General features: G+C 58.7%; 19 protein-coding genes and 1 tRNA gene. 17 read left to right on the forward strand and 3 right to left on the reverse strand.

What is annotated here, in order from left to right; translation table 11 throughout:
• Positions 1-13: 13 nt before the first annotated feature.
• The 10 genes from E4U03_RS06445 (at position 14) to E4U03_RS06490 (ending at position 14,214) form a co-directional block, all read left to right on the forward strand.
• Complete coding sequence (locus tag E4U03_RS06445; protein WP_135012596.1) at positions 14-1,564, forward strand: alanine/glycine:cation symporter family protein; 1,551 nt, start codon at positions 14-16, stop codon at positions 1,562-1,564.
• A gap of 75 nt (positions 1,565-1,639) precedes the next feature.
• Positions 1,640-3,142 carry an APC family permease gene (locus E4U03_RS06450; protein WP_135012598.1) on the forward strand — a complete coding sequence of 501 codons (1,503 nt, stop codon included), beginning with the start codon at positions 1,640-1,642 and terminating at the stop codon, positions 3,140-3,142.
• Positions 3,143-3,597: 455 nt separating this feature from the next.
• Positions 3,598-4,056: a hypothetical protein gene (locus E4U03_RS06455; RefSeq protein ID WP_135012600.1), complete on the forward strand. Its 459-nt coding sequence runs from the start codon at positions 3,598-3,600 to the stop codon at positions 4,054-4,056.
• A 106-nt stretch (positions 4,057-4,162) separates the two neighbouring features.
• Positions 4,163-6,577, forward strand: a complete 2,415-nt coding sequence (locus E4U03_RS06460; protein ID WP_135012602.1) for a 5'-nucleotidase C-terminal domain-containing protein — start codon at positions 4,163-4,165, stop codon at positions 6,575-6,577.
• Between the two features lie 155 nt (positions 6,578-6,732).
• Positions 6,733-7,068, forward strand: a complete 336-nt coding sequence (locus E4U03_RS06465) for a PLD nuclease N-terminal domain-containing protein (RefSeq protein ID WP_167752339.1) — start codon at positions 6,733-6,735, stop codon at positions 7,066-7,068.
• A gap of 65 nt (positions 7,069-7,133) precedes the next feature.
• Positions 7,134-8,198 (forward strand): NAD(P)-dependent alcohol dehydrogenase, encoded by a 1,065-nt coding sequence (locus E4U03_RS06470; protein ID WP_135012606.1) that lies wholly within the window; start codon positions 7,134-7,136, stop codon positions 8,196-8,198.
• Between the two features lie 137 nt (positions 8,199-8,335).
• Complete coding sequence (locus E4U03_RS06475; protein ID WP_135012608.1) at positions 8,336-9,274, forward strand: DUF808 domain-containing protein; 939 nt, start codon at positions 8,336-8,338, stop codon at positions 9,272-9,274.
• Between the two features lie 895 nt (positions 9,275-10,169).
• A complete protein-coding gene (locus tag E4U03_RS06480; RefSeq protein ID WP_135012610.1) occupies positions 10,170-11,033 on the forward strand; it encodes a hypothetical protein in 864 nt (287 codons plus the stop codon).
• A 27-nt stretch (positions 11,034-11,060) separates the two neighbouring features.
• Entirely contained in the window at positions 11,061-12,191 is a 1,131-nt protein-coding gene (locus E4U03_RS06485; RefSeq protein ID WP_135012612.1) for a hypothetical protein, read from the forward strand.
• A gap of 1 nt (position 12,192) precedes the next feature.
• Complete coding sequence (locus E4U03_RS06490) at positions 12,193-14,214, forward strand: ATP-binding cassette domain-containing protein (RefSeq protein ID WP_167752340.1); 2,022 nt, start codon at positions 12,193-12,195, stop codon at positions 14,212-14,214.
• Between the two features lie 310 nt (positions 14,215-14,524).
• Here E4U03_RS06490 and E4U03_RS13735 read toward each other — a convergent pair whose 3' ends face one another.
• Both E4U03_RS13735 and E4U03_RS12815 read right to left on the reverse strand, forming a co-directional pair.
• Positions 14,525-15,142 (reverse strand): tyrosine-type recombinase/integrase, encoded by a 618-nt coding sequence (locus E4U03_RS13735; RefSeq protein ID WP_135012616.1) that lies wholly within the window; start codon positions 15,140-15,142, stop codon positions 14,525-14,527.
• Positions 15,042-15,251: a hypothetical protein gene (locus tag E4U03_RS12815; protein ID WP_167752342.1), complete on the reverse strand. Its 210-nt coding sequence runs from the start codon at positions 15,249-15,251 to the stop codon at positions 15,042-15,044. The genes E4U03_RS13735 and E4U03_RS12815 overlap by 101 nt, the downstream gene beginning before the upstream one ends.
• Before the next feature lie 609 nt (positions 15,252-15,860).
• On the opposite strand from E4U03_RS12815, the gene E4U03_RS06500 reads away from it, so the two are divergent.
• Positions 15,861-16,256, forward strand: coding sequence for a type II toxin-antitoxin system death-on-curing family toxin (locus E4U03_RS06500; protein ID WP_135012618.1), 396 nt, complete (start codon positions 15,861-15,863; stop codon positions 16,254-16,256).
• Between the two features lie 1,185 nt (positions 16,257-17,441).
• On the opposite strand, the gene E4U03_RS06505 is transcribed toward E4U03_RS06500, so the two are convergent.
• Positions 17,442-17,525: transfer RNA gene (locus tag E4U03_RS06505), tRNA-Leu, on the reverse strand.
• Between the two features lie 317 nt (positions 17,526-17,842).
• On the opposite strand from E4U03_RS06505, the gene E4U03_RS06510 reads away from it, so the two are divergent.
• Genes E4U03_RS06510 through E4U03_RS06535 form a run of 6 tightly spaced genes read left to right on the forward strand, consistent with a single transcriptional unit; the run spans position 17,843 to position 25,524 of the window.
• Positions 17,843-18,670 carry an FhaA domain-containing protein gene (locus tag E4U03_RS06510; protein ID WP_135012620.1) on the forward strand — a complete coding sequence of 276 codons (828 nt, stop codon included), beginning with the start codon at positions 17,843-17,845 and terminating at the stop codon, positions 18,668-18,670.
• Positions 18,671-18,673: 3 nt separating this feature from the next.
• Positions 18,674-19,177: an FHA domain-containing protein FhaB/FipA gene (locus E4U03_RS06515; protein ID WP_135012622.1), complete on the forward strand. Its 504-nt coding sequence runs from the start codon at positions 18,674-18,676 to the stop codon at positions 19,175-19,177.
• Between the two features lie 3 nt (positions 19,178-19,180).
• Complete coding sequence (locus tag E4U03_RS06520; protein WP_135012624.1) at positions 19,181-20,920, forward strand: PP2C family protein-serine/threonine phosphatase; 1,740 nt, start codon at positions 19,181-19,183, stop codon at positions 20,918-20,920.
• Positions 20,920-22,371 carry an FtsW/RodA/SpoVE family cell cycle protein gene (locus E4U03_RS06525; protein ID WP_245207682.1) on the forward strand — a complete coding sequence of 484 codons (1,452 nt, stop codon included), beginning with the start codon at positions 20,920-20,922 and terminating at the stop codon, positions 22,369-22,371. The genes E4U03_RS06520 and E4U03_RS06525 overlap by 1 nt, the downstream gene beginning before the upstream one ends.
• Positions 22,364-23,806: a peptidoglycan D,D-transpeptidase FtsI family protein gene (locus tag E4U03_RS06530; protein WP_135012626.1), complete on the forward strand. Its 1,443-nt coding sequence runs from the start codon at positions 22,364-22,366 to the stop codon at positions 23,804-23,806. Before E4U03_RS06525 ends, E4U03_RS06530 begins: the two co-directional genes overlap by 8 nt.
• Complete coding sequence (locus E4U03_RS06535) at positions 23,803-25,524, forward strand: protein kinase domain-containing protein (RefSeq protein WP_135012628.1); 1,722 nt, start codon at positions 23,803-23,805, stop codon at positions 25,522-25,524. The genes E4U03_RS06530 and E4U03_RS06535 overlap by 4 nt, the downstream gene beginning before the upstream one ends.
• The last annotated feature ends 6 nt before the right edge of the window (positions 25,525-25,530 follow it).

The following is a 25,530-nucleotide window of genomic DNA, read 5'->3' on the forward strand; positions in this document are numbered from 1 at the left end:
ATTTGGAGCACGCATGGATACTCTGCTCAACGCAGTGCACTGGATTAACGAATCCACCGCTGGAACAACCGAGATTATCACCGGCATCTCAGATAACCTCTGGGCCAACTTCCTCATGTACGCCCTGGTGGCCGTAGGCCTGGGCATCACCATCGCAACGCGAGGCGTTCAGTTCCGCCTAATCGGCGAAATGTTCCGCACCCTCAAGGACCCCGCCGGCACCGAGTACAACGGTAAGAAGAGCATCTCAGCCTTCCGTGCCTTTACCGTCTCTGCTGCCTCCCGCGTGGGCGTGGGCAACATCGTCGGTGTTGCCATGGCTACCACCATGGGCGGCCCCGGCGCTGTCTTCTGGATGTGGGTTATCGCCTCCGTCGGTGCCGCGTCCGCCTTCGCAGAGTCCCTGCTGGGCCAGCTCTACAAGCGCAAGGGCGAGGACTCCTACATCGGCGGCCCCGCCTACTACATGTCACGCGGCCTTAACGCCCGCTGGCTGGGGCTCATCTTCGTTGCCTTCATCGTCATCACCTACGCCTTCGTCTTCGTCGCCGTGCAGACCAACGCTATCGTTGGCGCAACCGCAACCTCATTCGGCATCGATGCATCAGACACCAGCGCTATGGGCTTCCGCGTTGCCATTGGTGTAGTAATTGCCGTTATCTCAGCCTTCATCATTTTCGGCGGCATCCGCACCATCTCATCGATCACCGAAATTATGGTGCCCTTCATGGCCGTGCTCTACCTGATTCTGGGTCTGATTATCGTCGTCATGAACCTGGGTGCCGTCCCCGGCGTCCTGGCAGATATCTTCGCAGGTGCTTTCGGCCTGAAGGAATTCGTCACCGGCACTCTGATCGGCGTCATCACCCAGGGTATGCGCCGCGGCCTGCTCTCTAACGAGGCCGGTATGGGTACCGCACCCAACGCCGGTGCGACCGCGTCCGTCTCCCACCCCGCCAAGCAGGGCTTCGTGCAGGCCCTGGGCGTCTACTTCGACACCATGCTGGTCTGCTCCGTCACCGCCTTCATCGTGCTGGTAGCCGGCGATATCCCCTACGGCGACAAGAGCTCCGCAGGCACCCTCACCCAGATTGCGCTCTCAAGCCAGCTGGGCCCCTGGGCGGCTCACTTCCTGACCGTGGCGATTGCCCTCTTCGCCTTCTCATCCATCATCGGTAACTACTACTACGGCGAGTCCAATATCCGCTTCGTCACCGAGAAGCACCTGCCCATGAACATCTTCCGCGTCATCGTGATCCTGTTCGTCTTCTTCGGCGCTATTGCCTCTATCGACCTGCTGTGGAACCTCGCTGACCTGCTCAACGGCGGCATGGTCATCGTCAACCTGACCGCGGTTTGCCTGCTGATGCCCCAGGTCATGAAGGTGCTCCGCAACTACGAGGCCCAGCGCAAGGCCGGTCTCGAGCCGATTTTCCAGGCATCTGATCTGCCCGAGATTAAGAACCTGGACGCCTGGGACGGCACCAACGAGCTCACCCAGCGCGAATACTGGGAGAACTTCGACCGCGAGCAGGCTGAAAAGCGCGCCGCCCGCGGCAAGTAGGCTCAAGCCTCCCGGGTAGTTAACCCGCAAGGACGCCGTCGCCCGCCCCACCTCAGAGGATGATCTTTAGCGACAATGACCAACGACTTCCGCCACAAAGGCCTCGCCGCAGGGCGCCTGGGGCTAGCTTCTTCAACCGTCATCGGGGTTGCGTCAACCGCCCCCATGTACTCACTGGCTGCCTCTATCGGCTTCATCGTGATAGCCGTGGGCTATCAAGCCCCGATAGCCCTAATTTTGGGCTTTATCCCTATGCTCCTGACGGCGCTCTCCTATAAGGAGCTGAACGAGGCGGTGCCGGATTCGGGCACGGTCTTCACCTGGGGCGCTAAGGCTTTTGGGCCGAAGACCGGCTGGATTTCTGGCTGGGGCGTTATCGTGGCGGGTGTGATTGCTATGGCTAATCAGACCCAGATTGCGGCGATCTATTTTTGGCTGCTGCTGGGGCAGGACGACCTGGCCCACAACAAGCACGTCATTGTGGCAACCGGAGTTTTGGTAATTGCCCTGACCACCTGGATTTCCTACCGCAATATTGAGGCTGGCTCGCTGACCCAGTGGCTGCTGGTCGGTATTCAGTATGTGGCGATTGTGCTGCTGGCGCTGGGCGTCTTTAACTCCCTGGCATCGGGAGCTGTGACCGGCTATGAGTTTGAAGCCAGCTGGTTCAACCCCTTTGAAGCGAGTTTTGACGGCATGATTCAGGCCGTGCTGATTGCTATCTTCATCTACTGGGGCTGGGACACCTGCCTGGCTATCGCCGAGGAAACCAAGGACCCCCACCGCACCCCGGGCCGCGCGGCCGTCCTTTCTAGCTCCATTCTGGTGGTCACCTATGTGTTTGTGACCGTGGTGGCCCTGATGTACGCGGGCGCCGGTTCGGGCGGCATTGGTCTGGCTAACCCCGATAATTCGGACGACGTCTTCACCCCCTTTAAGGACGCCGCCCTGGGCTCCTGGGGTTGGGGCATTATTCTGGCGGTGGCTGTATCTGCCCTGGCGACCTGCCAGACCACGATTCTGCCCTCCTCCCGCGGCATTTTTGCCATGGCTGTCTACCGGTCAATCCCGGCTAAGTTCGGCGATGTGCACCCCAAGTTCAAGACTCCTAAGACCTCTACCGTTTATATGGGTGTGTGCTCGGCTCTCTTCTACGCGGGCATGACCTACATCAGCGAGAACATGCTGGCCGATACCATCGAGGCTGCCAGCGTGGCTGTGGCCCTGTACTACGCGGTGACGTCCTTCGCCTGCATCAAGTACTACCGGGGCGATATTTTCACTAGCGCTCGTAATGTGGTGTTCCGCATGGTTATTCCGGCAACCGGTGGTCTGATGATGACCGCTATTCTCGTCATTTCGCTCTACAACATGGCTGACCCTGAGTACGGCTACACCCAAATGCTGGGTACCAGTGGCGTCTTTGTGACAGCGGCGGCCTCCTTTGTGATTGGCTTTGGGCTGATGGCCCTGTTGATGGGCCGCGAGGAGTTCAAGCCCTTCTTCCGCGGCGATACCCTGAACATGGATACCCGCGTGAAGGTACCTGAGTCTGCTGACCTTGACGAGGTAGAATAGGGCGCTTGTGCCACCATGCCCTCTTTATCACCGGTCAAGCGTGTGACAGAGAGGGCAACACGCCATGAAGGTCTAGGAATTTTTTACAGATAGATAAAATTTGCACTATTGAGGGGTGGTTTTGTTTCACCTTGCCAGACCCAAAACAGGGGGCAAGGCCCCTTACCTGCCTGGTTTTTATCCCCTTTTGTGCCTACAGAATCTCAGGTTTTGCAGAGGTTGAGGTGTCATACTTGGTGTAGTAGGTCTGGAAGAGTTTGGGCTGACAGACCTGCGATTCAGAGTATGAGTGTGTTTCAAATTTATCGTCTCTGATAGCTGCCCGCAGGGGTGTGGGCAGTAAACCGAAGTGGAGGCGGGCCCCCTGGGAAGGGCTCGTCTCCACTTCTCTTTACCCTCTTTCTTTGACTCGAAGTACAGTAGATACGAAACACCCGCCTCGGCAAGGAGAGTCAGTGGCTATTGACCCGCAGCACACTCAGATTAAAGAGACCGCTTTTGCGTTGGCCCGCAAGTTTGGCTGGGCCCTGGAATACAACGGCGGCCTGGAGCTAGACGGCGAGTTCCTTGACGATGCCGACCTGTCGGTGGAGCGCACCGAGGATGGCGTGCAGGTGGAGTACGTGCTCAATATCAGCTATGCCGATTCCACGGCCTACGGCTATACCCTGACTCGTGAGGCGGCGAGCGCACCGTCGTCCGCTTTTGGGGCCGGTGCGTTTGGTCAGGACGCCGGCAGCCAGGCCCCCGCGCCCAGCAGCTTTGGTGCCGGGGCTAGTTTTGGCCTGGGGTCTTTCGCTACGGATGGTCTGCCGGGCGAGAATGCGGTGACCCTGGCTGAGAAGTATTACATCACCACACTGGCTGAGCTAATTGAGGCTGTGGAGGCGAAACTAACCGCTCTGGCTGTGTAGCGTTTTCTTATTCACTGAAATGTCACCTAAAACAGCGACGGGAGGGCAAGAAGCGGGCTATTCTGTTGAATGACACACATCATCATTCACCGAGCGAAAGATAAGCATGTCTTCTTCTCTCTCCCGCCGTCTTGCTGGCCTGACCGCAAGTGGCGCAACCGTTGTTGCCCTGGTTGTTGCCCCCGTTCCGGGTGCAGGTGCAGCCGATACCACCACCCTGACCCTGCTAAATATTAACGACTTCCACGGTCGTATTTCCACCAGCATCGCTATGGGCCTGGCCAACACCATCCAGACCGAGCGTGCAGCTGCCACCGATGGCTCCCTGCTGCTGTCTGCTGGCGATAACGTGGGCGCCTCACTCTACGTTTCTAGCGTGCAGAAAGATCAGCCCACCCTGGACTACCTGAACGCCCTGGGCCTTTCTGCCAGCGCCGTGGGTAACCACGAGTTCGATGCCGGCATGGACGACCTGGTTAACCGCATCGTCCCCGCGTCTTCTTTCACCTACCTGGGCGCCAACGTCCTTAAGGCTGACGGCACCCCCGCCCTGGAGCCCTACTACACCACCGAGGTCAACGGCACTACCGTGGCCGTCATTGGTGCTGTCACCACTGAGACCCCGCAGCTGACCGACCCGTCGGCGCTAGCGTCCGTGCAGTTCACCGACCCCATTGAGGCCGTGAATAAGTACGCCGCGCAGCTCTCTGACGGCGATGCGAGCAACGGTGAAGCCGACGTCATCATCGCTGAGTACCACGAGGGTGTAGATACCTCCGCCCCCGCCGCTGATGCCATCATCAACCAGACCAGCGCCGCTGTAGACGCTATTTTTACCGGCCACACCCACCAGGAATACGTCATTGACGGTGCGGTCCCCGGCCAGGCTGGCAAGACCCGCCCCGTCATCCAGACCGGCAACTACGGCGATAACCTGGGCAAGGTTGTGCTGACCCTGGACGCTAACAAGAACGTCACCGCCTACTCCTCCGAGCTGGTTAAGCGCATGAGCGCCCCCACCGCCGAGCAGATTGCGGCCGACCCCGTACTGGCAAACGTCAACACCATCGTCACCAACGCTAACGCCTACGCCACCGAGCAGGGCTCTGTTGTAGCGGGCCAGATCAGCGCCCCCATCACCACCGGTTTTGACTCCGCCAAGACCACCCAGGGTGGCTTTGACATGCGCAACTATGAGTCCACCATGGGCCACCTGGTTGCCGACATGTACCTGGCTGCCGCTAACTCTACCGGCCGCACTCCCGCCGACATCGGTATCGTCAACCCCGGCGGTCTGCGCGATGAGCTGCCCGGCGGCCTGCGCACCTCACTGGGCCTGGCTGTCAACAAGAACGTGCGCGTCATGGACATCGTCAACGTGACCCCCTTCGCCAACAACCTCTGGACCACCCAGCTCACCGGCGCCCAGCTCAAGGCTGTGCTCGAAGAGCAGTGGCAGCGCAACTCAGCAGGCGAGATGGCAACCCGCCCCTACCTGCAGCTGGGCTTCTCCTCGAACGTCACCTACACCTACACCGGCTCCCCCGACGCTGATGGCTACGCAACCCGCGGCTCCAACGTGCTCGATGTGTACGTCAACGGCAAGAAGGTTGAGGACGCCGACACCTACACCGTCGCGATTCCCAGCTTCCTGCTGGGCGGCGGCGATAACTTCGGCACCCTCTCCCAGGGCACCAACGCCAAGGACACCGCCCTGGTAGATTCAGACGCTTTCGTTTCTTACTTCAAGAACGCTGGCACCGTTGACCCCAACTTCGCCAAGCAGGCTGTGCGCGTGGCAGATCTGGCTGAGAGCTACGACGTCAACGGCCCCCTGACCTTCTCCCTGTCTGACCTGAACGTCCTTAGCTACGGCGTACCCGCTCTGACCGAGCTGAAGGTTACCGTGGGCGGTATTGAGGTTGGCACCGTCGCCGTTGCCGAGGACGGCACCGCGGCAGTTTCCCTGGACCTGGCAGGTAAGGGCATCACCAACGGCACCCACGAGATTGTGCTGACCGATGCAACCGGCGTTGCCGGCACCACCGTCCGCCTCTCCGCGAACTTCACCGGTGAGATTGCTGAACCCACCCCCGCGCCCTCCGAGGAGCCTACCGCCGCACCTTCTGAGGAACCGACTGTAACTCCCTCCGAGCAGCCCACCGCCGCTCCTAGCTTCGACAGCACCGTCGTAGCACCTGCGCCTTCAGCTACCGCTTTTGAGTACGAGAACTGCGCCGCTGTGTGGGACGCGTTGGGCCGCTCCATCAAGTCCGACGAGGCAGGCTTCCACAAGGGCCTGGATGCAGATAAGGACAGCGTAGGTTGCGAGCAGGATCCCAACTACACCAACAAGGCTGAGGACGGCAGTGCCATCAAGACCTCTACCTCTTCAAGTAGCAGCTCTTCCCGCCATCTGGCCCACACCGGTTTCACCGCCGCTATGGTTGCTGGTGCTGGTGCCCTGGCCCTGCTTGCCGGTGGCGCTGCCCTGGTAGCTAACCGCCGCCGCAAGGCCTAAGAGTTGGCTTTCATAGGCTAGATACCGCGTTTGCGCTAAAAATCTAGTCTGCCCTCACGAAGGGACCAGATTACTCCGAATCGTATGTGTTGACTACAAGGACTATCGGAGGAATCTGGTCCCTTCTCTTTCTTCTGCCCACTACCATGGACACTATGCCCCTCGATTATCTTTCCACCCCCGCCCTATCGCTTACAGGCACATTTGCCGTGGGCGTCCTTACCGCCAAGCAGACAGGAACCCAGCTCAGCCTTTTCGGCTGGTTCTTCTACCCTCTGCTCTTTCTCGCAATGGGTCTGGCCATCTTCTGCATGCTCACCGTGCACCGCCAGCCCCACCTGAGTGAGACGCAGAAGCTCAAGTGGCTGCTCTTCACCCTCTTTATCCCCATCGTGGGCCCCCTGGCCTACTGGCTACGCATGCGCTCTGACCGGCGCGAGCGCACCGACGGCACAACCGCTCACTCTGAGAGCGAACCGGGCGGTCAGTAGGTCGCGCAGCCTGTAGGCAGGCGTAGAGTGAGAGGTGACAAGAACACTTCGCTAAGGAGATTCCCGTGCCTATCACCGTCAAGGACCTCCAAAAATTTGGCCCCGACCAGCCCTTCAAAATCACCGAAATCGAGCGTCGCGACCCCCGCGAGGACGATGTCGTCATCAAGATTGAGGCAGCCGGTATCTGCCACTCCGACATCCACACCATCCACAACGAGTGGGGCCAAGCCGACTTCCCCTTGGCTGTAGGCCACGAGATCGCGGGTACTGTTGAGGCTGTTGGGTCTGCCGTCACCAAGTTCAAGGTGGGCGACCGCGTGGGCGTTGGCTGCCTGGTCAACTCCTGTGGCGAGTGCGAGCAGTGTGTCGCAGGCTTCGAGAACAACTGCCTGAACGGCTCTGTGGGCACCTACAATTCCAAGGACGTGGATGGCACCATCATCCAGGGCGGCTACGCCCAGAAGGTCACCATCAATGAGCGCTTCGTTCTGCGCATTCCCGACGCCCTGGACTTCGACGTGGCAGCGCCCCTGCTCTGCGCCGGCATCACCACCTACTCACCCCTGGCCCGCTGGGGCGTTAAGCCCGGCATGAAGGTAGACGTGATGGGCCTGGGCGGCCTGGGGCACATGGGCGTGCAGATTGCTGCCGCTATGGGCGCTGAGGTCACTGTACTTTCCCGCAACCTCAAGAAGGCGGACGCCGCCGCCAAGCTGGGTGCCGCCCGCACCCTGGCAACCACCGACGAAAACTTCTTCACCGACCACCGCGGTGAGTTCGACCTGATTCTCAACACCATCTCAGCCCCCATCAGCCTGGACGCCTACCTGGGTCTGCTCAAGCCCCGCGGCATTCTCTCGGTTGTTGGCCTGCCCCCGGAATCCCTGGACGTTCACATGTTCAGCCTGGTCGGCGGTGGCAAGGTGCTGACCGGTAACAACATCGGCGGTATTCCCGAGACCCAGGAGATGCTGGACTTCTGCGCCGAGCACGGTATCGGCGCCGTTATCGAGAAGATTGGTGTGGATGAGGTTGATGCCGCCTACGAGCGCGTTGTCGCCGGCGACGTACAGTTCCGCGTGGTCATCGACACCGCAACTTTCGACAGCGCTGAGGTCAGCGCCTAGCCGACCACCGGCGTCCTCATCTGAAGGTAACTAAGGCCCCGCCCACCAAAGTGTGCGCGGAGTCTTAGCGCGCCCGGGGCCGCCGGGCAGTATTCTTAGGAACAACACAAACCTATTTGTTCCCCGAGGAGATTTCTATGGCCGGTGGTTTAGCGGCTCTCTTAGATGACGTAGCGGCTCTCGCCACGCTGGCAGCTGCCAGCGCGGACGACGTAGCAGCGGCAGCGGGCCGCGCTACTGTTAAAGTCGCGGGCGTGGTGGTGGACGACGCCGCCGTCACCCCGCAGTACGTGCGCAATATCGAGCCCAAGCGCGAGCTGCCCATCATTAAGAAAATTGCGGTGGGGTCCCTGCGTAACAAGCTGGTCTTCATTCTTCCTGCAGCGCTGATTCTGAGCCAGTACCTGCCCTGGATGCTCACCCCCCTGCTTATGCTGGGCGGCACCTACCTCTGCTTTGAGGGCACCGAAAAGGTCATCGAGATGTTCTCAAAGAAGGAACACGCCGAGGAAGAAATTCCCGCGGTGGTGCAGGGTGAGGACGCCGAGAAGAAAATTGTCTCGGGAGCTGTACGCACCGACTTCATTTTGAGCGCCGAAATCATGGTAATCGCCCTGAACGAGGTTGCTTCTGAGGGCTTCTGGGCCCGCGCCGCTATTCTGGCTGTGGTCGGTATCGGCATTACCCTGCTGGTGTACGGTGCTGTGGGTCTGCTGGTCAAGATGGACGACATCGGCCTGGCGATGGCTCAGCGTGAATCTGCCGGGGTGCAGAAGTTTGGCCTGGGCCTGGTGAAGGCTATGCCCGTGGTTATGAACATTATCTCTGTCGTGGGCACTTTCGCCATGCTCTGGGTCGGTGGCCACATTATTCTGGTGGGCCTCTACGATATGCACTGGTGGACCGCCCCTTACGAGTTTGTACACCACCTTGAGGAGTACGGCTACCACCTGCCCGCCCTGGGCGGAGTAGCAACCTGGCTGATCAACACCTTCTGCTCTATGGTGATTGGCCTGATCTGGGGCAGCATTATTGCTGCTGTGCTCCACTTCCTGCCCGATAAGAAGCACCACTAGGCTTTGCAGCTTCTCTTGTAGGGGTTCGCAAGCTCATGCTCGCCTCTATGAACCCCTTCCCTAGTTTTTGTACCGTGCCCTGCCCGCTTTTGACGCTAAAAGCGGGCAGGGCACGGTACAACTCTATGGAGGTTATGAGGCTTATTCATAAGGGGGTTCCGCAGGCTCACGCTCGCTGTCGACCCTCTCGCCTGGTTCGCTTCGCTCACAAGGGCGATTCACGCCAGCCGCCGAGCCAGCAGCTTCGCTGTGAGCCTGCTCCACCTACCCTAATGAATAAGCCTCTATGAGATGAAGACACGCCGACAAAATATTTCCCTACCCCCATATAGCGTGCGTCACAGATGTATATTTGATTTATCTCTAGCGCTGGAGATTCTTATCCACTAAGGTCAGCAGTCGCACAGTCGGGACTGCCTCCTTGAAGTATCAAGAAAGGGGAAGGTCATGTCCTTACCTCACGTCAAGAAAACTCTGGCAGTAGCTGGGGGGCGCTAACACTTCTGAGTGCAACATTCGCCGGCACCACTTCAGCTGAAGCAGCAACAACGATGGGTTGCCCCAGCAAGAATATTTGCGTATATCAAGATTCCTACCGTCGCGGAACTGCACAAATCATTAGCGGTTTCAACAACTACACCAATCTTAATGGCTACCTGCACGATTAAGCTTCGTCCTGGACCAACGCAAACGATATTACCCCTGAAGCTATTGGGGAATGGCGCAACGGGACTGAGTATATCGGCCAGGTTCTTCCTCCAGGCTGATATGAAGATGATTTGAGAAGTGTTAACTTCAATGACAAAGCAGATTTCGTAAAGCGCGCCTAGTCCCCATCAGAAAGTGCTGGGGTTTATCAAGGCCCCAGCACTCCTACCTTTTCTAAGGACAAATCATGTTCAACTTTAAACAGAGCCTTACGCTAATCGCTACAGGAGCACTCCTAGTTGGCTGCTCAGCAGGAAACAAAGAAACAGCAGACACAGAAGACAAGAGTCAAACCATTGTTGCCGCTGCCCAAGTAGATGCTCAGGCACTACAAAAAATTGACCAACTTTTCTCGCTTACCCCCACTCAGTACGAAGCGCAACAAAAGGCCCTCACATCATGTATGGCCTCTCGTGGGTTCACCTACGTCCCCAGCAACAAACAAAGCCAGCGTTCCCTCCGCACCCTCATCAGCCCTTCTCAATTAACCCTTGACCAAGCTCGAAGTTTTGGGTACCAGAATCAGGCCTCAGCTCTCACAGAGGCAAGCGTCGGCCTCGATGCTCCAGGGGCGATGGAAGCCTTCTCCGGAACTTCTGACTCAAAAATCATCTCAGTCGAGGGCGTACCTGGCGGGGTCAAAGAGGATAGCTGTATAGCCTCAGCCTACTCAGAACTCTTCGGCAATACCGAAACCGGGGTTTTCTTTGAAGGGGGCTCTCTTAACCTCCCTCTCCCCTATCTCAACGCTGCAACGAGCGACCCCAGAACGCAGGAACTCAACACACAGTGGTCTAACTGCATGAAGAATGATTATCAACTTGAATACGAGTCACCTTCCATCATTGCAAAATACCCAGATCAGCAAACTATAGACACCGCAACAGCAGATGCTCAGTGCCGAGAAAAAATTAACTACGAATCACAACTTTTAGATATTTATAATGCTTATCTCACCACCTTCTTAAATGACAATCAGAATATTATTCAGCAAATTTCTGATGCTAAAAAATTAGCTGAGACTAATGCACCAAAAATTCTTTCTCAATAACCCTTTGACACAAAGGAGGTATCCGCCGTGAACAAGAAAAAGGGCATAGCACTGGCGATTCTAGTGCTATTCTGCACGGTAGTAACCCTGATAGTAGCGGGCAAATTTAAAACTGTCGCCCAGCAAGAAGCCGAAGCATCACCACCCCCAGCATCTATAATGACGGCCCAAGTCAGCAATCAAAAATTCAGTGATTCTATCCCTGTGCAATGTTCCCTGGGCTACGAAGTGGCTACAGCTCTTCAACCAACAGGCGAACTGCCTGCCAACGCCCAATACACCAAAATAGCGGTGGTAGATGGCGAAGAGCTTAACCAGGGATCTCTAGTCGCTGAAATCAATGGCAACCCCGTCTTTTTCGGGGTAGGCCCCTTCGCCTTTTACCGCGACTTATATCTGGGCGACACCGGACCGGACGCTAAAATGCTCAACGATATCCTGACTGAGCTAGGCTACCAATACGGACGATATGGCGCAGAAGCTAGCACTTTCGACGAAACCACAGCTGAGGCACTAGCAGCGCTCTACCGCAGCTTTAACTACCCCGCACCTCAGAAGGACGGCGGGTTCAGGGCGTCCTCATTCATTATCATGAGTGAGCCTCAGAAAATTATTTCCCCACCCCGCAACACCGGCACTGTGGCAACTGCTCCTATTGCCCAGATTAGTGGCTCACAGCAACAGATAACCTGTAAGGGGCTGACCGGTGAACTCTCCCCTGAGATTACCCTAGGCATGACCCTGGTTCTTCATTCCCAGCAGGAAGAAATCCGCACCACTATCACCGGCTTCACAGGAGTCCTCTCAGAAAAAACAGATGAAAAATCTGACGGCAACCAACAGATTTCTTCTGCCCAGGGCCAGACGGCAACTGACAAAAAGATTCTTGCCTCAAAGCCAGATAACCTACCCGAAACCACTACAAATTTTAGTGCTGAAGTCATTTTGTCAGAATCATCAGGTGAACTACCTGTCGTTCCAGCATCAGCTCTCTGGTCACAACAAGGGCAAACCTTTATCACGGTACTTAATGGCCAAAACGAAACCGATATACCAGTTACGGTCCTCTACAGCGCAGGTGGCTTCAACGAAGTACAGCCGTTATCGGGAACCTTAACTGTCGGCGATGAAATCAAGCTTGTCACCGGAGGCCAGTAAGATGTTTCCCGAAGCTCTGCCTACCAGCAGTGCCCCATCTCCCCTGATTAGCCTACGTGGCGTAAGAAAGTCATTTGAAACCCCCGGTTCCTCAGAGGAGATTCTGCACTCAATTGATCTTGACCTCTACTCCGGTGAGGTCGTGGCAATCTTAGGCCCATCAGGTAGCGGAAAATCAACCCTACTTAACATTCTGGGTCTGCTGAGCACCCCTAACCAGGGGAGTTATACCCTCAACGGGCAATCTGTTCATCAACTTTCCCCCGCAGAATTGTCAGCTGTTCGGCTAGCCAACATATCTTTTGTCTTCCAAGCCTTTCACCTCATCGGTCACAAGAATACTGCCTCCAACGTAGAACTCCCTCTTCGCTATCTCGGGCTGAAAACAGCCCAAAGGCGGGAGAAGACAGAGGACGCACTAAAGATGTTAGGGCTTACACACAGGGCTCAAGCCAAAGTAGCAACCCTATCCGGCGGAGAAAAACAACGAGTCGCTATCGCCCGGGCCTTAGTCACCTCACCCAAGCTTCTGCTCTGTGATGAACCCACCGGTTCACTCGACTCTGCCCGGTCGCAAGAAGTAATGGGCATGCTCAGAGACATCACTGCCCCTGACCGCACCACCGTCATCGTTACTCATGACCCCGCAGTAGCGGCACGCTGTGACCGCACTATCACCATCACAGATGGAAATCTGAGCGTGGAACCCTACCGGGGTAGTGCCTCCGCACAGTACCCCAACCACAGAGAATCTGTTACTCCTTCGATAAGCCGCCCGGCGGCGTCCTCACCCGCGTATAACGGTAAGGGGACGGTCTCGAAAAAACCCCGCTGGCTACAGCTTGGGCTCTCTGAAGCCTGGGACGCAGCCACCCACCGCTTCAAGCGCAACCTCTTCACCGCTTTGGGGGTCGCTCTCGGTGTGGCCTCACTCGTTCTGACTGTAGGGCTTACCGCCACCGTATCAGGTCAGATATCATCCGCCTTCAATGTCTACCTGGCACGACACATTACAGTCAACCAGACGGGGCAAGAGGCAATGACAGCTCAACAGGCCGTCGATCTATGGAAGAGTAGCGACTTCAGCCGACTTGAAAACCTCAACGGGGTAAGTTCAGCCAGTCTTATCCGACCACTTTCTACTAGCTCGCTCACCATTACCACCGCCCCTGAAACGCGCCTGGACTTTCCCGGCCGACAACAGGCACAGTTGCTCAGCGCAACACCCAATATTTTCACAACCCAAGGGCAAAACATTATAAGTGGACGGAGCCTTACCGAAAGCGATATCCAAAACCCTCAACGAATCGCAGTAGTTGGTGAGTCCCTGCTCAATGCACTTGGTATCACCTGGCAACCGGGGCTTACCCTCTACGCAGAAAACCAGCCCATCACCATTGTTGGAGTTGCCGAAGAAAACACTGCGCTCTCTGACTACTACGGCGCTCTCTACCTACCCCTTGGAGTGGACCTACCCACGGAAACACCAGGCCCACTCATTATTTCCTTAGCTACTGACCCCGGTGCAGCCAGCCAGGTAGCGACTGAGGCCCCCTATGCCCTATCACCCCATAAGCCCCAAAGCTTCACCGCTGCACTACCACCCTCGCCTGAAAAACTTAAGGACGCCATTGGGCAGTCCCAGCGAACTATGCTACTTTTACTCTCTGGGGTCACACTCATTATCGGTGCAGTCGGCATTATGAATACTTTTTTGGTGGCTGTTATTGAACGCCGCCAGGAGGTAGGTCTACGGCTGGCCCTGGGGTTACCACCTCGCGGTATAGTCGCCCAGTTTATGGCCGAGGCCTGTCTGACCAGCGCAGCAGGTGCTCTCATGGGTATCGTTGTGGCTGTAAACTGCATTGCGGTAGTTAGTCTTGTAAATAGCTGGACACCTATCATCAGTCCGTTGACCATCGTGACAGGCCTGGTATCAGGTCTTGCTATTGGAGTGTTAGCTGGCATCTACCCTGCCTGGAAGGCATCGCGACTAGACCCTGTAGCTACCCTCAATCAGTAAGAGAAAGTGCCAGTCTCTTTTGGGCACGAAAAAATCCGCTCCCCCTAGCTCTCACTAGGAAAAACGGGTTTTTTCTTCTCTGTGCGCAAAGGGGACTTGAACCCCTGCAAGGCCCCTAGTCACAGCCCTTATATCCATTTTGACTAGGAAAAACGTTTACGTAAGTTTACACCAAATTCGCCTGTTTTCATGCACATTTACGTGGCCCCACCGCCTGAAACTATGGATGCAGCAGCCCTATAAGCTAAGTCCATAGCATCCGCCACACTGTCCACCTGCTCCTCGAACAAATCCGCGTACACATCAAGGGTCATAGTCGCAGACTTATGCCCCAACATTCTCTGAACCAAGGGCACCGGCGCACCCGAAGCCACGCAAAAGACGCCGCACTATGCCGTAAATCGTGCGGGGTAATCTTCTTCTCAATACCCGAGGCGGCCAAGGCACGGACAAACCAGCCGTTATAGCTATGAGGGTGCTTTAGATACCCGCCGCCGTGCTTATGGGTGAATACACTGGCCTCCCCTAGCTTGTCCTTACATGCCACCCGCAAATATTGGGCGATAAATCGGGGGAATGGAACCAGCTGCGCCTTACCGCTCTTAGGGGCCTTGTCCTCGTACCTACCACCGCCCTCAACTAGATTACGTTCAATACTCAACCGGCACCGCTCGAAGTCCACATGTTTCACCTGTAGCCCCACGGCTTCGCCCCACCCCGCCCACGCCACCATAGAACAGGTAAGAGCCGTACTAGCCCACAGCCAACCGCACCCGTCCCCGCAGCAGAACACCACCGCAGCCCTCGACACCCTCACCACCACACCCCTAGAGTCCATCACCGCCGCTATCCATCTGACCGGTAGTGAACGCGCCGCGCTCGCTGCCCTGGCCGCAACTGGCTTTGATACCTGCCCGTTCTGCTCCATCTTCTGCCAGCAGCGCGGCGACACCAGCGCCTAGCCCTACCCCTGAATAAACGATGTCCTCGGCAATTCCGAGGCCGCCGACCCCTGCCCCTGAGTGGGGCGATGACATCAGCACCCCGACGTCACCTAGCCCTGCCCCGTAGAACCAGAATTAACCCCCAGAACCCCTAACAGCACGCCAACAGGCTAAGAGGGCACCCCTCCTATTCCAGCCCCGCAAAACGGCATACACGGCGCGCAGAAAGGGGTAGGGGGCTATCCCCCACCCCGGCAGGGGTCAGTCACGCCCCTCGGTATAGAGAAATATCCCCCCGAACCTGTCCCTAAGGCTATGAGGGTGCAGCAGGACGCCAGGAAAATGCGCGGGGCAGCCACGGAGAAAATCTCCGCAACTGGGCGCGGGTAGTGAAAATCGCTACCCGCCGTCTAGACAGCCAGCAGGTAGAGATGAACGCCCTGCGAGCGCACCCCACATATTCCACACAAGAGGAATTGCGGTGGTGACCCTGCCCCCTAGCTGACCTCCAGCATTTAACGCTAGGATTAACCCACCTCGATAACGAGCACCCCAACCACTAGCCTGCAAGAAGGCACATTAACTATGACTACCGCCATTAACGAAACCATCACAGCCCAGGACTTCGACGAAACCCTAGAAGCCGTCCTTGACCGACTAGAAGGCGTAAACGCCATCCTCGCCACCCAGTAACCTGCGCCCGTGCATTACCTAACCCTTGCACAAGCCCTAGCAGTACACGCCCGCCTAGCACCGGGCCAGCACCTAAAACCCGGCGGGGAACACCTCCTAGAGAGCGCCCTAGCCCGCCCTACTACCAGCTACGCAGACCACAAACTCTACCCCGGCGTGTTTGATAAAGCCGCAGCCCTTTTAGAGGCACTGGTACAGAATCACCCTTTTACGGACGGCAACAAACGCACCGCCTACACCTGCACCATCCTTTTCCTCAGCCTGAACGGCTGGGATATCCTCCCCCTAGAAGAGCTTGAAGATAACGAGCAAGCCCAGTTCGTTGTTCAGGTAGCGGAACACACCCTAACCTTTGAGAAGATAGCCCACCAGCTGGAGCAGTGGGCCACACCGCGCATACCGTAGAACCCGCACCACCGGGCCATTCTCTGCCCCGCCGCACCGCCCAAATGTCTTGCTACCTCCAGGAATCAGCAGACCGCCAGACGGCGATATAAGCCCCTCACTCTCACCAGTAGGGCAAAAAAGAACACCACACCGACCCCGCTAAGGGGTGGGGGACACCCCCCACAGGCCGCATAAGGGCAATACCGCTTGTCATAGCAAACGAGAAAATGTACGGTTCAGGGTTCACAGTGGGGTAAGTAGTAGCTACCCCATGGTGAACACTCCAGGGGTCAGGCCTCACCCAGCTACCTAAAGAAAGTTGAGGCAGCTGGGTGGGAATAACCTCCACCTTGCGCGCCCCACCCCTGCGAGCGCACATCCCACCATCAGCAGTTACCAGGAAAATCCCGGCAGCTGGAACCGACAGTAAGACCTACCACCCATTTTTACCCGGTCAGGTAAAAACCTTGAAACCTACAACCTGTCGGTTTTGAAACCTCGCTACAGAAGGTTTTGACACACCAACCAGCTAGGCCAACGGGACGAAAAACGTACGCCAGGGTGACAGCCACCAGGGATAGGGTGCAACCTTCCTAACCCGCAGCAGGGCTTACCGCCCGTACATAGCAAGCCGAAGTGTGTACAGGTTACAAGCCCACCAGCTAAGGGGGTAGCGCAAAGCCCCCTCCGTGCCTAGTCGTGCCGAAATTGGCGGGGCCGCCAACAAGAGTGCGCAAAAGTGCGTACCCCTAAGACATGACCTAAACATTGTTGAGGACATCCCAGACGGAACACACGACCTCAGGGGAAGCCATGGGCCACTACCAGGAAAATCCCGGTGGTTGCTTCAGATGGGAAGACCCGCGGCCCCGTAGACACTCACCGCCCCAAGGGAGCACCCCACAACCCGGCGCACCCCAAGCCGACACCAACCCCGGCCACCAGCTGCCCCACATCTCTCAACACAGCGACAAGCCCACCGCCCCCACCGCTGTCCGCTGCCCCTAGCGTGCCCACCGCGCATACCCTAACCGCGCTCGCAGATACCTGCAACCGGCCCCCTCTAAGCACCTCGAAACCAGACACCTGCGCCGGTACGTTGCTCAACACATTTACGTGGTATTTACGTGGCGGGGCCTATTTTGGGCACGAAAAACCCGCTCCCCCTAGCTTTTACTAGGAAAAACGGGTTTTTCTTCTCTGTGCGCAAGGGGGGACTTGAACCCCCACGATCTTGCGATCACTGGCACCTGAAGCCAGCGCGTCTGCCAATTCCGCCACTTGCGCATTATTCATTTTTTATCGTTGCTGAATGAGCAACGAAGATAACTATACATACCCCGCGAAGAAGATGTCCAACCGAAATTAAGTGTCCTCAACCACATACAAGCCAGAAAGACGCCCAAAACCAGCGCACGGGCGTCCGCTCCCTACCCCACAACCCGTGAGACAGCAGGGCTTTACCAGGTTTTCCCGGGGAGTTTTTACGGTTATCCACTAGACTAGAAGCTTAGGCTGTGCGCATACCCTGCGCAGCGAATCAGCTCGAGCACCCGCAGAACACGGCGCGGTGCGCCCGTAGTTTTGTGTTGAAGGAGGCAAGCATGGGGTTCATCGACAGACTTGAACAGGGCCTAGAAAAGGCCGTGCGTGGCACCTTCAGCAAGGGCGGCACTTTTGAGCCCGTAGATATCGCCAACCGGCTCCGCACCGAGATGGACAACAAGGCCTTTTCCGTCTCGTCCGGGCGTACCATCGCCCCCAATAACTTCACCGCCGAATTTTCTGCCAGTGACTTTTCCCGGGCCCAGCAGTGGGGTGTGCCCCTGGCTGAAGAGCTCTGCGACGTAGTCATCCGCCACGCCCGCGACCAGGGTTACTCCCTGCGCGGGGCGGTGCGCGTGACCTTCTCGCTCAACAACGAACTTGAACCGGGCAGCTTCGATATCACCAGCGCGGTGAAGAAGATGCAGGCCCCTCAGGACGAATCCGCCCCGGCACCTGCCCCTCAGGCAGCGCCTGCCCACCCGGCGTCCGCCCAGCAGCAGCTCCCCACGCGCATCACCCGCCCGGCAGCGCCACCGCGCACCGAGCCGGTGCCCGCCCACCAGCTGCCGCAGTCTCACCGCCCCGCCTCTACCCCCCAGGTGGTGCTCGACATCAACGGCGAGCGCGTTGTGGTGCGCGATTTGCCGGTCACCCTGGGGCGCGGCTCCAATGCAGATATCACCGTTGAAGATACGGGTGTCTCACGCCGCCACCTCGATATTGTGGAGCAAGATGGCACCTACCTTGCGGTTGATCTGGGGTCCACGAACGGTTCTTACCTCGACGGTAAACGCCTGCACGGCCGGGCTGAGCTGCGTAACGGTTCTGTGATTGAGATGGGCCGGGCCCGTATTGTTTTCCGTCTGATGGTTCGTAAGGGGTAGCTTGTGGCATCTGAAATTACCGTGACGGTTTTGCGTTTTGCCTTTTTGGGCCTGCTGTGGCTGTTTATTTTTATGGTTCTTGCCGCGTCGCGCCGCGACCTGGGTGTGGGGCGTAATATCCGCACTGCGCGGGCTCAGTTTGAGGACGCCGCTGTTGATGCGCCGGTTGCTCCTGCGACTCCCGCCCACCCGGTGCCAGTAGCTGCCCCTCCGGCGCGTCCGTCCCTACTGACGATTGTGGACGGCACCCAGGCCGGGGCTACCATGCGTCTGGGCGATAGCCCGGTGACGATTGGCCGCGCCACCGATATTGAGGTGTCTTTGCAGGACGACTACGCTTCGGGCCGTCATGCCCGTCTTTTCCCGCAGGGGTCGCGCTGGTTCCTTGAAGATATGGGGTCAACCAACGGTACTTTTGTGGGTGATACCCGCCTGACCCGTGCTACTCCGATTGAGGCTGGCCAGCTCTTTAGGGTTGGCCGCACCACCATGCAGCTGAAAGCCTAGTGCATGAGTATCGCTTTCCGTTTTGCGGCCCGCTCCGATGTGGGGCGAGTGCGCTCTAAAAACGATGATTCGGGGTATGCGGGCCATTACCTGGCGGTTGTTGCCGATGGTATGGGCGGGCATGTGGGCGGCGACGTTGCGTCGGCGACCACGGTGCTTGATTTGACCCCTCTTGACCGGGCAGGTTTTGAGGGTAATGCCGGGGTGTACCTGGCTGATGAGATCGTGAATGCCAATATCATCATGAATGAGCTGGTGGCGCTGAACCCGCGTTTGGCGGGTATGGGTACCACCTGCACGGCTCTGCTGATTGATGGCGACCGCATTGAGATGGCCCATATTGGTGACTCGCGCGCCTACCGCCTGCGCGACGGTGTGTTTGAGCAGGTCACCACCGACCACACCTTTGTGCAGCGCCTGCTGCAGGAGGGGCGTATTAGCCCCGAGGAGGCTGAGGCCCACCCGCACAAGAACGTGATTATGCGCGTCTTGGGCGATGTTGATGCCTCCCCCGAGCTTGAACTTCGCACCCTGGACGCCGTGGTGGGCGAAAAGTGGGTGCTGAGCTCTGATGGTCTGGACGCCGTGGTGCAGGTAGCTGAGATTGAGACGGTCATGCGCTCCACCGGCGACCTGCAGCAGGTGGTCGATATTCTGACCGATATGACCCTGGAACGCGGCGCCCCCGATAACGTGACCGTGGTGGCCCTGCAGGTCATTAGCGAGGATTCCCTATCTGCGGCGATTACCGCCCCGCAGCCAATTATTCCGGTGCGTAAGTACGGTAAGGACGGCGAGCTGGTGGGGGTTTACCCCACCGTGGAGCAGGAGGCCTCTGAGCCCCCTTCTAGCGACAGCGAGGCAGAGGGAGCGGACGCCGGTGAGCCGGTAGACGAGGACGGCGAGCACCGCGCCCCCTGGCGCCGCCGCATGCCCCAGCACGCCAAGATGCGTAACGCCCTGCGCCACGGCAAGTGGCGTGGCGAATCCTTCACCGACGGCGTGCTCAACACCATGACGGTTAAGGCCGGGGTGGACACCGCCACCGCCACCACCGGTGACGGCGAGGACGAGCCGACCCCGGCGTCCGTCCTGCGCCAGGAGCTCTCGGAGCGACCCCACGACCTGGTGGGAGCTGCCGCTAACGCAACCCAGACCGGCATGATTCCGGCGGTGACAGCCCGCACGGCCCAGAACATCAGCACTCTCTCGCAGCAGCAGGCCAATCAGACCCTGGAACCCGCTGAGCTGCCCGAGGAATACCGGGTTGCCCTGAGCAACGAGGTAGCGCCGTCGCCCCACCGCTGGCCCATGCGGGTCTTCGTGGTGGCCCTGACCCTGGCGGTTCTTGCGGCGAGCGCCTGGAGCTTCTTCTCGTGGACTAAAACTCAGTACTACGTGGGTGTTAAGGACGACCACGTGACGGTGTTCAACGGCATCAACCAGTCCCTGGGGCCGGTGAGCCTGAACAGTGTGGTGGAAGAGACCGATATTGAGGTCAGCTCCCTGCCGGAGTTCTCGCAGTCGCTTTTACGCAGCACTATCACCGCCACGAGCCAGGACGAGGCTGAGCAGATTGTGCAGAATCTGCGCGACCAGCTACCGGCTACGGTCACGCCGGGAACCGTCACCACAGCGGAGCCTACCCCGAGCACCTCTGCCAGTGCCTCGGGTGAGCCGATCCCGGCGTCCGAAACCAGCCCAACACCCGATACCAGCACAACTACCCAGGGAGGTAACTAGTGAGCGCTTCATCTGCCGCACCTGCGGTTGAGCTGCCCCGCTCCCGCCGACTGACCGAACTGGTACTCACTGTGCTCGCGGTCTTGCTCTGCCCTGCCGCCATGTACCTGGTAGACCCCGAAGCGGCCCTGGAGAACCACATGTGGGTACAGGCTCTCACCGTTCAGGGTGTGGGTGCCCTGGTACTGCATGCCGTCATGTATATGCGGGCCCGCTACGCCGACCCCTTTATTCTGCCAATTGCGGTGGCTCTCAACGGGCTGGGTCTAGCCATGATCTACCGTATCGACCTGACCACCACCGCTAACGCGGGGGCCGCCCAGCTCATGTGGACCGGCGTAGCCATGATTGTTTCGGCTGTGGTGCTCTTCTTCCTGCGCGACCACCGGGTCCTGCGGAAGGTCACCTATATCTCTCTGGCTGCCTCGATTGTGCTGCTCCTGCTGCCGCTGCTACCGGTCATCGGTACCGAAATTAACGGTGCCCGTATCTGGATTTCGCTCGGCGGCCGCACCTTCCAGCCCGGTGAAATCGCCAAGATCACCCTGGCTATCTTCTTCGCCGGTTATCTCTCAACCCACCGCGACCTGATTATGCTGGCCGGTAAGCGTATCGGCCCGGTACGCCTGCCCCGCTTTAAAGACCTGGCCCCCATGTTTATCGCCTGGTTTGTCTCGCTAGCGGTGCTGGTTTTCCAGCGCGACTTGGGCTCGGCTATCCTCTTCTTCGGCATCTTCCTGGCCATGCTCTTCCTGGCAACCGGGAGCCTCACCTGGGTTGCCCTGGGCCTGCTCTTTGTAACTGCTGGCGGCGTGCTGGCCTACAACTACATCTCCCACGTCTACTACCGCATCAACTCCTGGGTGCACGCTTTTGACTCCGAAATCTATAACCAGCCCCTGGGTGGCTCGGGTCAGATCGTGCAGGGCCTCTTCGGCTTGGCCTCTGGCGGCCTGTTCGGACGCGGCTGGGGCAACGGACGACCCGACCTCGTCTCGTATTCCAACTCAGACATGATTATCACTGCCCTCGGTGAAGAGCTGGGTCTGCTGGGTCTGGGAGCGATTCTTATGCTCTTCCTGCTGCTGGTCTCCCGCGGTTTCCGTGCGGCCCTAGGCACCCGTGATGCCTTCGGCAAGCTCCTAGCCGCCGGCTTCTCGGCCCTCATCGTGATTCAGCTCTTCGTGGTCATTGGCGGCGTCACCCGCCTAATTCCTCTGACGGGCCTCACCACCCCCTTCATGTCCGCAGGCGGCTCCTCCCTACTCTCAAACTGGGTCATCGTAGCCATCCTGCTCGCTATCTCCCACACCGCCCGTGCCCCGCACGTGGTAGAAGAGTTCGACGAAGCAGACAGCATCGACTACGAAGGCTACGAGCCCGAGGGCGCCACGTCCGTCATTTCTAGAATTACCGAAACCAACCGTTCAGGAGGTGCTCGCGGTGAATAAAGCTATCCGCCGGGCATGGATCGCTGCAGCCTGCGTCTTCGTGATGCTGCTGGGCACCCTGACCTATATCCAATTCTTCGACGCTAAAAACCTGCAGGCCAACGCCTGGAACTCCCGCACCCTCTACGAAAGCTACGGCTCCCAGCGCGGGTCCATTGTGGTTGACGGCGTCGAGATTGCCTCGTCCGTAGAGTCGAACGACGGCTATGCCTTCCAGCGCACCTACTCCCAGCCCGAGCTCTACGCGGGGCTCACCGGCTACTTCTCGTCCATCTACGGGGCAACCGGCCTGGAATCTGCCATGAACGATCAGCTCTCGGGCAACTCCGACGCCCAGTTCTACGACCGCCTGGCCCAGATGTTCACCGGCAACACCGCCCAGGGGGCCAGCGTTGAGCTGACCATCGACAGTGAGCTCCAGCAGCTGGCCTACGACCTGCTGGACGGCTACAAGGGCTCTATCGTGGCCCTCGACCCCAAGACCGGCGAACTCCTGGCTATGGTGTCCACACCCTCCTACGACCCCAACACCCTCTCGTCTCACAATGCCGAGTCGGTGCTGGCCCAGTACGCGGCCCTCAATGAGGACGCCAACCACCCGCTCTACAACCGCGCTATCGCGGGCGACACCTACACACCCGGCTCAACCTTCAAAATTATTGACGCCGTAGCCGCCCTCGAATCGGGTAAATACAATGCGGACTCGGTGATTCCCAACCCGCAGAACCTAACCCTGCCGAACACCACCGTCACCCTGCCCAACTACACCGGTGGCCAGTGCTCAACCCGCACGTCCGCCACCATCGAGTGGGCCCTGGCGCAGTCCTGCAACACCCCCTTTGCCCAGATTGCTATGGACCTGGGCGAAGAAACCATCGCCCAGGCTGCAAGCAACTTTGGCTACGGGCAAGACCTTCAGATTCCCCTGACCGTGTCACAGTCGGTCTTCCCGACCAGCATGGAAGACAGCCAGCTAGCACAGGCGTCTATTGGTCAGTACGATGTGAAGACCACCCCTTTGCAGGTTGCCATGATGAGCGCAGCTATCGCGAACGATGGTGTGCAGATGAAACCCAACCTGATTAGGTCGGTTAAGTCTCACAACCTCAGCTCGCTGTATGAGTTCTCAGCTGAGGAGCTACGACGCTCCACCTCAGCCGATATCGCCAACCAGGTAACAGAGTGGATGGTAAACGGCGTGAGTAACGGTATCGCCTCGGGCGCCGCGGTGAGCGGGGTTCAGGTGGCCGGTAAGACCGGTACCGCTGAAATTGGAGACACGGGGTTGAACAACTCCTGGTTCACTGGTTTCGCTCCGGCTGACGACCCGCAGGTAGCTATCGCGGTAGTCTATGAAGGTGTAGACGTCACAACAGGGGCGCAGCTTGCTGCTCCCGCAGGTAAACAACTTTTTGAGGCGGTGTTGAACAAGTGAGGCCTTCGGTAGATGTGACTCTTGGTGGTCGCTACACCCTGACCGAGCGTATCGCAATTGGCGGTATGGGCGAGGTCTGGAAGGCGCGCGATAAGGTCTTGGGCCGTACCGTCGCCGTAAAAATTCTGAAAGAGGAATATACGGGCGACCCTGGCTTCCTGGAGCGCTTCCGCGCCGAGGCCCGCCACACCGCCCTGCTCAACCACCCCGGTGTCGCCAACGTCTTTGACTACGGCGAAGAGGACGGCTCTGCCTACCTGGTCATGGAACTGGTTCCCGGTGAGCCGCTGTCTAACATCATTGAGCGCGATAAGCAGCTACCTGCTGACCGCATCCTCAATATCATGGCGCAGACCGCCCGCGCCCTGGCAGCCGCCCACGCCCAGGGTCTCGTGCACCGCGACGTGAAGCCCGGCAACCTGATTATCACTCCGGACGAGCGGGTGAAGGTCACCGACTTCGGTATCGCCCGCCTGGCTGACCAGGTACCTCTGACCGCCACCGGCCAGGTCATGGGCACCGCCCAGTACCTGGCGCCTGAGCAGGCAACCGGCCAGCAGGCCACCCCCTCCTCAGACATGTATTCCCTGGGCATCATCGGCTACGAGTGCCTGGCAGGCAAGCGCCCCTTCACCGGCGAATCGCAGATCGCCATCGCCCTGGCGCAGGTCAACGACCCGCCGCCGCCCCTGCCCAATGACGTCCCCGCAGCAGCGCTCATCATGTGCCTGCTCTCCAAGGACCCGGCGGACCGCCCCGAGACCGCAACCGCGCTGGCGTCCGCTATCGACGCTATCCGTCGCCGCGACATCCCGGCCGCCATCAAGGCTGTACCGCCCCTGGGCAAGTTCCTGCCGCAGGGGGCAGATACCCAGGCCACCCAGGTCATGACGGCCCCCACCACAGTGGCTCCCGCAGCAACCCAGTTTGGCTCAGGAGCCCACCACGAACCCGAGCCCACCACCGCCCGTGTACCCAGTGCCCCGGTCGTTGCCGCCTACCCGACAGCCGAGCCCCCGGCAAAGAAGAAAAGCCCCTGGGGCTGGGTGTCCCTGGTGCTTGCCCTGCTCCTCATTGCCGCCGTCGTCTGGTTTGTACTAGCGGGAAGTAACCGCTCCAGCACTACCGGCGAGAGCACCCCCACCGCCTCGGGTACCGTCTCAACCGTCAGCATCTCACCCACCCCCAGTGCCAGCGAAACCAGCACCGAGAAAACCCGGGTAGAGATTGACTCAGCCTCCTTCGAGGGCCGCTCCCTCGATGAGGTCGTCAACGAACTCACCGCTATGGGCTTCTCAACCCGCACCACCGGCGTCACCTCCGACTCCGCTGTAGACACCGTGCTCTCCGTTTCACCTACCGGTAGCGTAGAAGTGGGCGAAACCATTACCGTGCAGTACTCCACCGGCCCCAAATCAGTGACCCTACCAAGTAATCTGGAGGGTACAGACTCTGAAGAGGCCATCAACGCGATTACCGCCCTGGGCGTGAACGTGCAGATTCACTTTGAAGAAAGCAGCAGTGCCCGCGAAGGCACCGTGCTACGCACCAGCCCCACCTCGGGCTCCCGCGTTGAAGTAGGGAGCAGCGTAGACGTCTACGTAGCCAAGGCCCCCGCAGCCAGCGCATCGGCATCCGCATCGCCGAGCGCCTCAGCATCACAGTCAACCACCGGCTCCGAATCAGCCTCACCGAGTGCTGATTCAACCGGCAACTAAACTCCA

The organism is Rothia nasimurium, assembly GCF_004569295.1.
GTDB classification, from domain to species: domain Bacteria; phylum Actinomycetota; class Actinomycetes; order Actinomycetales; family Micrococcaceae; genus Rothia; species Rothia nasimurium_B.

Bases quoted from the DNA above. Each gene is read 5' to 3' on its own strand.
- E4U03_RS06445 (WP_135012596.1), top strand. From the start codon at position 14: ATGGATACTCTGCTCAACGCAGTGCACTGGATTAACGAATCCACCGCT.
- E4U03_RS06450 (WP_135012598.1), top strand. From the start codon at position 1,640: ATGACCAACGACTTCCGCCACAAAGGCCTCGCCGCAGGGCGCCTGGGG.
- E4U03_RS06460 (WP_135012602.1), top strand. From the start codon at position 4,163: ATGTCTTCTTCTCTCTCCCGCCGTCTTGCTGGCCTGACCGCAAGTGGC.
- E4U03_RS06465 (WP_167752339.1), top strand. From the start codon at position 6,733: ATGCCCCTCGATTATCTTTCCACCCCCGCCCTATCGCTTACAGGCACA.
- E4U03_RS06475 (WP_135012608.1), top strand. From the start codon at position 8,336: ATGGCCGGTGGTTTAGCGGCTCTCTTAGATGACGTAGCGGCTCTCGCC.
- E4U03_RS06480 (WP_135012610.1), top strand. From the start codon at position 10,170: ATGTTCAACTTTAAACAGAGCCTTACGCTAATCGCTACAGGAGCACTC.
- E4U03_RS06490 (WP_167752340.1), top strand. From the start codon at position 12,193: ATGTTTCCCGAAGCTCTGCCTACCAGCAGTGCCCCATCTCCCCTGATT.
- E4U03_RS13735 (WP_135012616.1), bottom strand. From the start codon at position 15,142: ATGGAGCAGAACGGGCAGGTATCAAAGCCAGTTGCGGCCAGGGCAGCG.
- E4U03_RS12815 (WP_167752342.1), bottom strand. From the start codon at position 15,251: ATGTCATCGCCCCACTCAGGGGCAGGGGTCGGCGGCCTCGGAATTGCC.
- E4U03_RS06510 (WP_135012620.1), top strand. From the start codon at position 17,843: ATGGGGTTCATCGACAGACTTGAACAGGGCCTAGAAAAGGCCGTGCGT.
- E4U03_RS06520 (WP_135012624.1), top strand. From the start codon at position 19,181: ATGAGTATCGCTTTCCGTTTTGCGGCCCGCTCCGATGTGGGGCGAGTG.